The sequence below is a fragment of the Psychrobacter sp. MF31 genome (assembly GCF_012847335.1).
Taxonomy (GTDB): Bacteria; Pseudomonadota; Gammaproteobacteria; order Pseudomonadales; family Moraxellaceae; genus Psychrobacter.
The window spans coordinates 100,582-111,728 of the sequence record NZ_JABBDX010000002.1 but is presented as its reverse complement, the minus strand read 5'-3'; the positions used below and the strand labels follow the sequence as shown (position 1 = coordinate 111,728).

Sequence of the window (11,147 nt, the reverse complement as noted above, 5' to 3'; positions counted from 1 at the left end):
AAACCTTTGCCAATTTAAGTTAAATAGATTCGCTATCATTTAATTTATAAATTGGCGCAATCAAAATTTATAGCTAAAGCAATTTTAATAAAATCAGTTTTGATCATATAATCTTCTTTGATAAGCTACGTTAATAAGGCAAAGCTTATCCTTTATAAAAGTCATTATGGGTATTAAATCATTGTAAAATGGTCAAGCAATCGTTAATAAAGTAAATAAATCTTGAAGTAAAAATCACCGCATAACGTAAAAATAGTCGTTGCGTTCGAGCTTCTTTATGGTTGTAACTTACCGATTATTCAAGGGAATTGGCTTGAATTCATAGCTTTGGTAACAAATCTTCTGAGCAGAAAAATGGCTTTTAATTGCGAAAAATTCAAATCAAGCTTGAATCTTTCAAATAAGAATCAATATCAATAGCGCTGCAAAATTATCGCCATAATAGGCTGAATGTTTTATACTGCCTACCGCGATGGCAAGTTTCAGCGGTCATCGATCAAGCATTGCAACACCGAGCGGCTAGAAATGAAGCGGCTCATCATCAGTGAGGCCATTATGAATAGCATAGAAAAACGGGCGATATTGGGCGTTGGCGGGATTTTTGCCCTGCGGATGATCGGCTTGTTTATGATTGTCCCCGTATTTTCGGTTTATGGCGGCAATTATACGCATGCCACGCCATTTTTGATTGGTCTTGCGGTGGGGATTTATGGTTTAGGTCAGGCGATTTTTCAGATTCCAGTCAGCCTTGCTGCTGATAAATTCCCGCGAAAGCCCATTGTATTTTGGGGCTTGGTACTCTTTGCGCTTGGCGGAATTTTGGCGGCAACGGCGACCGATATTTATCAAGTGATCATTGGTCGAGCGCTTGCCGGAAGTGGCGCAGTTTCTGCCGTTTTAATGGCGCTGCTAGCTGACGTCACTCGGGAGGAGATGCGAACCAAAGCCATGGCAGCCATGGGGCTGACGATTGCAAGCTCGATCATGGTATCGTTTGCGATAGGTCCGTTAATGGTCGGAATGCTTGGCATGTCAGGGCTGTTTTGGTTGACTGCTGGATTTGCGGTGCTTGCCATGATTTTACTGCTACTGGTGCCATCGCCACTTCGGGTTTTAAAGCACAATTTAGCCAACAAATCGGTCAAGGATCAGCTGGTGGATGTGCTTAAAATTGGCGATTTAAACCGCCTTCATGTTGGCATTTTTGCGCTACATTTGACCATGACGGCGATTTTTGTCATTTTGCCGCATCAGCTTAATGACGTGATGGGATTGACCGTTCGTCAGCAAGGCATGGTGTATTTGCCGCTACTATTTATCGGTTTTGCCATTGCCATTCCTTTTATTATTATCGCTGAAAAAAAACGCAAAATGCGCCAAGTGTTTTTAGCGGCGATTGCCCTAATGACGGTCGCTTTAGCCCTATTAGCCATTGGTAATCAGCTTGGATTTGTGATTATTTTAGGGCTGTTGCTTTATTTTATGGGCTTTAACTTACTTGAGGCGACCATTCCATCTTGGATTTCCAAGCGCGCTCCGGTTGCCGGAAAAGCCACAGCGATGGGAATTAGCTCGTCCGCCCAGTTTTTAGGAGCGTTTGTTGGCGGCGCACTTGGCGGCATTTTGCTCACTCAATCCAACCTATTAGCTTGGGCACTGTTGGCAGCCGTGATGGCGATGGCGTTGGTCTTGATTTTGCCCATTGCTCAGCCGCCTTATTTGACCAGCACCACGGTAACTATTCCTAAAAATATCGACCTTCAAGACTGGTCACGGCAAGTGATGGCAGTTGAAGGCGTTGATGAATTGATGGTCATGGCAAAAGAGCAGATTGCTTATTTAAAACTTGATAAGTCCAAACTTACCGATTCTTCGCGTCAATCACTGTCGCAGCTGAGTCAAAGCCCGCTAGATATTTGACCAAAAGTTGTATAAAGTAGCGTTAATCATCAATAAATTTATAAAACAATCAATGTGGCAGCACGACGATTGATTATTAAAAGGACACTCCTATGCGTGGTGTAAATAAAGTTATTATCATTGGTAATCTTGGCGCTGATCCTGAACGTCGCGAGTTTAATAACGGCGGCGGTGTCACCAGTATTTCGGTGGCGACCTCAGAGCAGTGGACGGATAAGGTTTCAGGTGAGAAAAAAGAGGCGACCGAATGGCACCGCATTTCGCTATTTAACCGCTTAGGCGAGGTTGCCGCGCAGTATCTTCGTAAAGGCAGTAAAGTTTATATTGAAGGCAGCCTTCGGACGCGAAAATACCAAGACCAAAACGGTCAAGACCGCTACATCACTGAGATTCGCGCTGACCAAATGCAAATGCTAGACAGCGCGGGCGGTCAAGGCGGCGGCTTTGGTGGTCAAAGCGGCTATTCTAACTCAGGCAACAATCAAGGCGGTTATCAAAACAATTATCAAAATAACCAGCAAGGCAATCAAGGGTTTGGCGGTGGTCAATCTGGCGGCTTTAATTCGCCGCAATCAAGCTTTAACCAACCAAGCTACAACCAAGATTATAATTCGCAACCCCAAAGTCCAGCTGCCAATAATCAAGGCTCAGCAAATCAATTTGGTCAGCAGTCTCAAAACCAGTTTAGCAATAACAATAGCAGCTTTGATTCAAAGCCAATGAATGACAGCCCAGCGGATGATGATATCCCATTTTAAATATTGCTAATAAATCGTTACTCATTATTTTAAGCCCTGACTATTCAGGGCTTTTTTATACCAAATAAAATTTAATAAAAATAAGTAAGCTTTTAATAACGGTATTAATTAAATCATAGATGAGTTGTTAATATTAAAATAAATTATTGTTGATTTTTAAAAGAATATTAATAATGATAATAATACCTCAATTTAATTTTCTATTTATTATTGTTTTAAATTATGCTAGGGTGCTGTTTTTAAGATGATCATGCCAATTAAAAAGCAGAATTCTGTAAGCGTTAAAAGGCTTGCTAGAGGATCATTAGGGCACTAAAGCCATTAAAAAATTTCTTTTTCCTTAATTTAAAAACTCAAAGAGATAATGATGACCAATCCAATCGATTTAGAAAGTTTAAATGTTGAAGAGCTTTTAGCGTTAAGCCAAAACGCTCAGCAATTGATCGAGCAAAAAAAGCACCAACGATTGTATGATGCTTATGTTCAATTTGAGCAAATCGCTGAAGAAAGCGGTTGCAGCATCGATGATATTTTGGCGGCAGGCGAAGTTCTTGAAAAAAAACGCAATATCAAATATCGCAACACCCAAAATCATGAAGAAACGTGGACAGGTCGCGGTCGCAAACCAACGTGGTTGGTTGATGCATTAGAAGCCGGTCAAAGCCTTGAGGACTTTGAGGTTTAATTTGATAATAAAGCGGCGCGGTGACGGATTATAACTTTGTCACCGTTAAGCTAAGTTTCAAATGATGTGAGTTAAGCCAGTATGTTTTTGCCGTTACGAGTTTGGTAATGGCAAAAATATATTGGCTTTTTTGCTATTACTATTAGGCAGGAGTTTGTTATGATAATCACTATTTTTTGATTGAGACGCATTTTTTATTGATGGGTCTTACGACTTATTGGCGTATCGCGGGGCTTATGTTGTGCCAAAATTGATCCAAGCGGATAACCGCCGTCCCAAAAAAAGCTGGTGGCTGGTTGGCATGGTGCTATTTATGCTGTTTTTGCTGCTGCAAATGCCGGCAACTTGGGTCATTAAAAAAGTGGCACCAAACAATAGCTATATTCAGCATGTTTCGGGCAACTTATGGCAGGGCGCTTTGATCTGGCAACTTCCTATGGGAGCGTCGTCTTTATCTGGATCGGGAGCTTGGTCTTGGCGACCGTTATCCTTGTTGTTTGGGAAAATGGGCGCCAATGTAGAGGTCAACACAGGACAATCAACTCTGGTAGGAAAAGTAAATCTTGGTCAAAATTCATGGCAAATCGATGATTTTAATGGCAAAATCACACCCGAAACTTTGGCAAGTTTGGTGAATTGGCAATTGCCAAATGCGGCTATTGACGTCAAAGATGTGCGGATTGATCATCAAGCAAAAAAAGGTGAAAAAGCAGGCGGATTTACCAAAGCAGACGGTCAGCTACTTTGGGCGGGCGGTGAGATGGGTTATCCAAGCGGTGGTCGGGTGTTTCATTTAATGATGCCAAAAGTTTACGCCAGTTTAAGCGCTGAGCAAAAAAACAATGCCAATCTTTTGCATTTAAGTCTTAACAATCAGCAAGATAAGCGCTTAGGTGATTTGTATTTGGATGACAACATGATGCTGGATGTCAATTTAACTCAGCGCCTTTTGGAGACCATGCCCGATTATAAAGGTCAAGCGCCAAAAGATACGCCGGTGGTCAGTGTCCGCCAACCCCTATTTGCCAATCTTGGGGGCGCTCAGTGAAGCGATCTGTTGTCGCCCCTGTTTTACAAACGCTTAACCGCTTTTCAGGTTGGCTGCTGTTTTTGGCAGTCGTTTGGCTTGCTTGGGTGAGTGCTCGGCTGATTTGGCTGCTTATTGCGCCACCGATAGCGCCTGAGCTGCCTTTGCTGGCAATGCAAAACAATTCTGTGGCGGTAAGTGATAACAGCAGTTTGTTTACGATTTTCGCTGAGCCCAAGCCTGCAGAAGTTGCCGCTGCGCCGCCGCCAAATGTGGTTTTAAAAGGGGTTATGGTGGCGGTTCCTGAGCGCTTTTCCTCGGCGCTGTTAGAGGTGAATGGTGAGGTGAAAAACTACCGCATCAATGATGAATTGCAAAATAGTGGTTTTACTTTGGTTGCGGTCGATTGGAACTCAGTTGTGATCGCCGATCGTAATGACAAACCGATTGTGATTACTATGCGTCAAGCGCTGCCGCTTGATCAGCGCGGTATGGCGGCAGGGGCGATCAGCAATCAGCCTTTAGCAAATACCATTCAAAACCCAATGGCAGGCGCGATGCCAACGCTTCCTGAGGCGCCAGCGCTTGATAGTAGTTCAGGGGCAAGCCCAAATACCAGCGCAGGGTCAAGTCCAGCTTCAGCGATTGATGAGGCAGTCAATGAGCTGCAAGACAATCCAGCCAATTATTTAAGCCGAATGGGCGTGATGGCGTCAGGGGATGGCTATCAAGTGACCGCTGCCATGCCTTCAGGACTTCGTAACCGATTGGGGCTTGAGCCTGGAGACAAAGTCTTGTCCGTCAATGGTAAAACAGTTGGCAACAGTCCTGCCGCTGATGCCGCCGTCTTGCAGCAAGTTCAGCAAGCTAAAGAAGCTCAAATCGAAGTTCAGCGCGGCGATCAAACCATCACCATTCGCCAACAATTTTAATGCTCGTATTTTTAATGACCGTCGTCGATTGTGACATCAAGTGGGTGTGATTTCCATGGTAAGTTTGCAGCAATATCTCAAAGCGCCATTGGCGTTAGTGATCCGCCGAATGCTTTTTGCGATAAGACCTTTTTGTATTGGCTTGCCGCTTTTAGCTGCCAGTCATTTGGCAGCAGCTGAAAGCTGGAAAGTCAACCTTCAAGACGCGGACATCAAAGCTTTTATTAATGAGGTGGCGACCATCACCAATCAAAACTTTGTCCTTGATCCTAGGATTAATGGCAATGTGACGGTGATTTCCAATCGGGCGTTGTCGCGTGATGAGATTTTTAAGCTATTTTTAACCGTGATGCAAGTCAATGGGATTGCGGCAATTGAATCGGGGACGACCATTAAGTTGGTACCGGACAGTGTGGCAAAGCAGTCAGGCATCGCGGTTGATTTACGCGGCGAGAGCAAAGGCGAGGCGCTGACCACGCGGGTGATTTATTTAACCAATACCAAAGCAGAAGAAGTCTTGGGCGTTATCCGACCACTCATGCCGCAATCTGCGCATGCGGCGGCTGTTCCGGGGCTGAATGCTTTGGTGTTGTCTGATCGTGCCGACAGCTTGAACCAATTGAGCGCTTTGATTCGCGATTTGGACAGCAATAGCAATGACAGCTTGCGCGTCATTCCGCTGCGTCACGTGGATGCCGAGCGCATGATGGACTTAATCAGCGCTTTAGTCGGCAGTAGCAGCAGCGCTCAAGGTCAAAGCAATCAGCTTAAAGTCATTGCAGACAATTCAAGCGATCGCTTATTAGTTAAAGGCAGTCCTGAAATGATTGCCAAAGTCCAAGAGATGGTCAACGAGCTGGATACTACGCCAAGCCGACGTTTAAGCGGTCTGCGCGTGTTTCGATTAAAGTACGCCAGCGCCGGTCACATCGCGCAAATGCTTCGTGGACTTCTTGCCAATCAGTCGATTAATAGCGCAGGGGCAGCCTCAACGCTTGAGTCCGCCTCTTTGACCAATAGCACCACAAGCGATACCGGAATCAAAACCGATGCTAGCACTGCGAGTAACGTAACCAGCAATGCTGGTGATCAAATTACCGCGTCAAGTGGCAAAACGTCCGTTTCAGGGGGATCTAAGCCATTTAGCATCATTGCTGACGAAACCCAAAACGCCGTCATTGTCAACGCTGCGCCCGAGCTGATGTTTGAAATCGAAGAAGCGGTCAATCAGCTTGATAGCCGCCGCGCTCAAGTGCTGATCCAAGCGGCGATCGTGGAAGTTTCTGGCGATGATGCCACTCAGCTTGGCGTCCAATGGGCGCTTGGCAATGCCAATAGCGGCTATGGCGTGGTGAACTTTACTAATGTTGGCGCTAGTGCCACCTCCCTTGCTGCCGCAGCTTTAGCTGGCGGGGCAAACGTCAGCGCCGCGGCAGGATCGATCGCAGGGGCGCTTCTTGGTATTGGTAGCAGCCGTAAAGACAGTAAAGGCAACACCGAATTTTACGGGGCGATTTTGCAAGCGCTTGATTCAACAACCAGTGCCAATTTATTGTCCATGCCGTCGATTTTGACCCTTGATAACGAAAAAGCCAGCATTTTGGTTGGTCAAAACGTGCCCTTTGTTACCGGCTCTTACACTACCAGCGGCGACTCTTCAAACAACCCATTTCAAACCATTGACCGAAAAGACATTGGTATTAATTTAAACGTCATCCCGCACATTGGTGAAAATGGCACCGTTCGCCTAGAAGTGTCGCAAGAAGTGTCCTCCGTGGTTCCTGGAAGCACCAGCAATGCCAGCGGGCTAATCACCAATAAAAGCTTGATTAACACCACCATCTTAGCTGACGACCAACAAACTATTGCCTTGGGCGGTCTGATGCGCGACAATACCACTACGCGCCAACAAAAAGTCCCCGGTCTGGGTAACGTTCCTGTGCTTGGGCGCTTATTTCGCTCAGACAATGACAGCACCCAAAAAAGTAACCTCATTATCTTTTTGCAGCCGACCATTTTGCGTGACGGCGGCGCGGTGGCAAGCGTGACCGAGCGCAAATATAACCAAATGCGCGTTTTGCAATTGGTCATCGACAAAAATGGTACGATTAAGCAGTTGCCCTTGAGCGGGACTGAAGGCTGGGATGGTCAAGTTGACGCCGATTATGAGCTGATGCCTTTAAATCCGCTTATTCCCAAACGCGACCAAACGCCAAAGCCTGCGGCAACTCGAAAAAGTATGACCCGTGTCGATGATGGGGGCGCGACCATGACCACCTATCCACTTGGGCGCTAGTTTTTATGAAAATGATGGGTTATCACTGATTGAAAAATTACCATTCTGCCTTGATAATGCCGTTATAATAGTAGCGATCAAGGCAGAACGTGATGACCAAAAACCTTAATAACTCATCTCAGTCGCAGTCAAAACAAGCTCAATCCAAGCCGCCTTCAAAAAAATGGCTTAAACTTGCGCTGGTTGGAGCGGCGCTGTTATTTATTCCAAGACGCAGCAGCAACTTAAGTTTGTCATTCAACGAGTCGCAAAAGCCTCCTAAAAAAGGATCAAAGCGGCAATAAAGTAAGAAAAAATCGGCAAAATTTTACGCAATTCAACGCAATAATTGGCAAAATTTAAGCTACTATAAAGCTTCATCTTGACGACAACTGGGTTGCGGCGTTATGACAGCTAAGCGTAATACAATCCCTGCCACGATAGTTCCTTTGATTTTGGGGATAAGCCTTTTAGGATGCTCCCCAAATCCAAAATCCATGTTTGAGCAGCAAGCGGAGGATAAATCCGAAGTTCCCACTGTTGCAGGCGAACGCGTCAGTCATCTTCCAAACAAACCAGAGTCGCCCTTAGCTGCTGTGGTCATCCACCGCCAGCAAGCCATTGCCCGTCAGCCCAATTGCGAGGGCGCTCAGTGCCAGTATTTTGAGCTGAACACGCTAAGCTTTGATCCTGATTTGCCGTGGCTGTCGCATGTGATATGGCAAAGTATCGCGCGAACGCTTGACCCAAGTACGCCTTTGGTTGCCGAAGATGAAACCGCCAAACAAAACCTATCTATGCTTCTCAACCAAATTGCTTATGGCGAGCAAGTGGTGACCACTCAGCCTTTATATCAGCGCGTTGATACCGACTTAGTTATCAATCCGGTCGCGCAAAATGGTAAAGGCGCTGCAACGGGTTATCTTATGGTTCGGTTAAACAAACACCGAAAAGGTAGCCAGCATCAGCAATTAAACTGCATAATGCTTGATTTAAAAAAACAAGTTCAACTGACTATTGACGATATGTTATTGCCAAATAGCAGCACCGATCAGCTCTTAGAAGCGTTTATTCCCGTCAAGATTAAATGGCTTAGCAATCAAGGCGTTGAAGCTAAATATCTAGAAGACTCACCGCCGCCCAAGACCGATCAGTGGTATTTGGACGAAAAAGGACTGCATTTGATTTATCATTCAGGGGAGCTGCTGGCTTTTGTTCCTCACACTGCGGAATTGATCGTACCTTTTTCAAAGCTTGACGGGTTCCTCAAACCAGAGTTTGTCATCAAGCCTTAACGTCTTTTATCTTTAATTCAAAGCCTTTACCCTCAAACTTTACCCTCAAACTTTACCCTCAAAATAGAATAAAAACCTGCTTTTTAACGACAATCATGGCTAAAAATTATTTTCATCATTTTTATTTAAATCTGACAGTTTTACATCATTAAATAATGATGTAAGCCCAGTTTTACCACCGCGCCGTTGAAGCCATCATCTTTTGCCCTTATAACCCTAGAAGTCTAATTTTAAAAATCATTTAAAAACCATTTAAAAATAAAGAGTAATAAGTACTAAGGGCAGATTATGAGTCAGCAGCCAAGCTTTGCACTGATCGACACTCATACGCATTTTGATGAGCCGTTATTTCATAAGCGTCGAACGCTTGAGGCGGCAACCGCACTTTCGGCAGGCGTTCATCATTTGGTTTTGGTCGGCTATTTACAATCGCACTTTGATCGTATGAATCAGGTAGCAGCGGTGTTAAATGATTTGGCAGATCAACATCAATCGCCGCGCGCCCATATTGCTTTGGGGCTGCATCCATTTTATAGTCATCAGCATCAGCTGTCTCATCTTGAAGATTTAGCAACTCGGCTTGAGCACTCACGACCACTGGCGATCGGCGAGATTGGTCTGGATACCTTTACCGCTGAGTTGAAACAGCCAAAAATTTTTGCCAAACAACAACAGTTTTTTAGCGCTCAGCTGGATTTGGCAGTTCAATACCAACTTCCAGTGATGCTGCATATCCGAAAAGCGCATGCTGAGGCTTTGGCGCTGCTCAAGGCTCATGATTACGATGCCAAAGCTTTGGGCGGTATCGCGCACAGTTTTAGTGGCGGCGAGCAAGAGGCAAAAGCTTTTGTAAATTTGGGATTTAAGCTTGGGGTAACCGGTCAAGTGACCAACCCGAATGCTAAAAAGCTGCGCCGCGCCATTCAAGCTGCTGTTGCTGACTTTGGTCTTGAGTGCCTTGTGATCGAAACCGATTGCCCCGATATGACGCCGATCATGTGCCAAAAAAAGGACGATCACGATCGCATACTGCCTAATGTTCCGGCAAACTTACCTTGGGTGTTATTGAGTCTCAGTGAGTTACTAAATGTTGCTCCTGCTGATCTTGCCAAGCAATTATGGCAAAATAGTAACCGCGCGCTTCATACCAATTGGTAAATTGGCTTTTGGAGCAGTTAAATTTTAGAACGGTTAAATCTGCAAACCATCGTGACTCATTTTTAAGATTTTTCACTGTAACTGAATAACTGTAATTGAATAATAGTAACTAAATAGCAGTACCCAAACTAAGCTGGCGATTGGACGTTAAGTTGACGATAATACAGCGTCATTTTTAATACTAACTATGACGGTTATGAATTGCAATGGGTTATTTTTTAGAAAAAAGGCGTTTGGATTATGAGTTCTGCGATGTCATCCAAGGTAGTATCGAGTCAGCCAAACGATGGGGTACTGGATATTTCAAGGCGATTTCAGGGCACCAAAACGCTGTTTGGTGACAAAGCGGTCACGTGTTTTTCCCAAGCTCATGTGATCGTTATTGGCGTGGGCGGCGTTGGCTCTTGGGCAGCAGAAGCGCTTGCACGAACCAGCATTGGCAGTATCACCTTAATTGATTTAGACGTTTTGGTGGAATCAAACGTTAATCGGCAGCTTCCGGCGTTACAAAGCAGCTTTGGTCAAAGTAAAGTTGCGGCGATGGGCGAGCGCTTAAGACAAATCAATCCAAACTTAACGCTCAATTTGATCGATGATTTTTTAACTCAAGATAATGTGATTGATTTACTGCCAAGTCGGGAGGCTGCCAAGCAAGCCATGATTGACAATCGCCCTATCATCATTCTTGATTGTGTCGATGACATGTCAGCAAAAATTGCGATTGCGCTGCATTGCCGATTTAATAAGTTAAAGCTCATTTGTGCCGGCGGGGCAGGCGGGAAGATCGATCCCACCCAAATTACCGTCAGCGATTTAAAAGACAGCTATCAAGACCCACTTTTGGCAAGGCTGCGATCAAAGCTGCGTTTGGATCACAACATCAATCGGCAGCTAAAAGAAAAATTTGGCATAAAATGTGTATATTCTACAGAGCCACCGCGCGTTGACAAAAGCTGTCAGCTCGGTGGTCTTCACTGCGGCGGCTACGGCTCAGCCGTGACGGTCACCTCGGTGGTGGCGATGGTGATGGTCAGTGAAGCGCTAAAGATGTTGTCACAACACGCAACGTCACTTTGATATTTTGATTGATGGAGTCA

10 protein-coding genes are annotated in these 11,147 nt (G+C 45.1%); all 10 read left to right on the top strand.

The genetic code is table 11. From position 1 onward, the window contains the following. The first annotated feature begins 555 nt into the window (after positions 1–555). Positions 556–1,920 (top strand): MFS transporter, encoded by a 1,365-nt coding sequence (locus HF322_RS03690; protein ID WP_169392295.1) that lies wholly within the window; start codon positions 556–558, stop codon positions 1,918–1,920. Between the two features lie 92 nt (positions 1,921–2,012). After that, positions 2,013–2,678, top strand: a complete 666-nt coding sequence (gene ssb / locus HF322_RS03685; RefSeq protein WP_169392064.1) for a single-stranded DNA-binding protein — start codon at positions 2,013–2,015, stop codon at positions 2,676–2,678. Between the two features lie 367 nt (positions 2,679–3,045). Further along, positions 3,046–3,363, top strand: a complete 318-nt coding sequence (locus tag HF322_RS03680; protein WP_169392063.1) for an H-NS family nucleoid-associated regulatory protein — start codon at positions 3,046–3,048, stop codon at positions 3,361–3,363. Between the two features lie 241 nt (positions 3,364–3,604). Beyond that, positions 3,605–4,411, top strand: coding sequence for a type II secretion system protein N (gene gspN, locus HF322_RS03675; protein ID WP_169392062.1), 807 nt, complete (start codon positions 3,605–3,607; stop codon positions 4,409–4,411). Beyond that, the gene (locus HF322_RS03670) at positions 4,408–5,322 is read left to right on the top strand and encodes a type II secretion system protein N (protein ID WP_169392061.1); all 915 of its coding nucleotides are present in this window, start codon (positions 4,408–4,410) and stop codon (positions 5,320–5,322) included. The genes gspN and HF322_RS03670 overlap by 4 nt, the downstream gene beginning before the upstream one ends. A 109-nt stretch (positions 5,323–5,431) precedes the next feature. Next, complete coding sequence (gene gspD / locus HF322_RS03665) at positions 5,432–7,618, top strand: type II secretion system secretin GspD (protein WP_375138524.1); 2,187 nt, start codon at positions 5,432–5,434, stop codon at positions 7,616–7,618. 92 nt (positions 7,619–7,710) lie between these two features. Next, positions 7,711–7,902: a hypothetical protein gene (locus HF322_RS03660; protein ID WP_169392060.1), complete on the top strand. Its 192-nt coding sequence runs from the start codon at positions 7,711–7,713 to the stop codon at positions 7,900–7,902. Between the two features lie 102 nt (positions 7,903–8,004). Further along, positions 8,005–8,892 (top strand): hypothetical protein, encoded by an 888-nt coding sequence (locus HF322_RS03655; RefSeq protein ID WP_169392059.1) that lies wholly within the window; start codon positions 8,005–8,007, stop codon positions 8,890–8,892. A 288-nt stretch (positions 8,893–9,180) separates the two neighbouring features. After that, complete coding sequence (locus tag HF322_RS03650; protein ID WP_169392058.1) at positions 9,181–10,050, top strand: TatD family hydrolase; 870 nt, start codon at positions 9,181–9,183, stop codon at positions 10,048–10,050. 252 nt (positions 10,051–10,302) lie between these two features. Beyond that, positions 10,303–11,127: a ThiF family adenylyltransferase gene (locus tag HF322_RS03645; RefSeq protein ID WP_188211220.1), complete on the top strand. Its 825-nt coding sequence runs from the start codon at positions 10,303–10,305 to the stop codon at positions 11,125–11,127. Positions 11,128–11,147 lie beyond the last annotated feature (20 nt).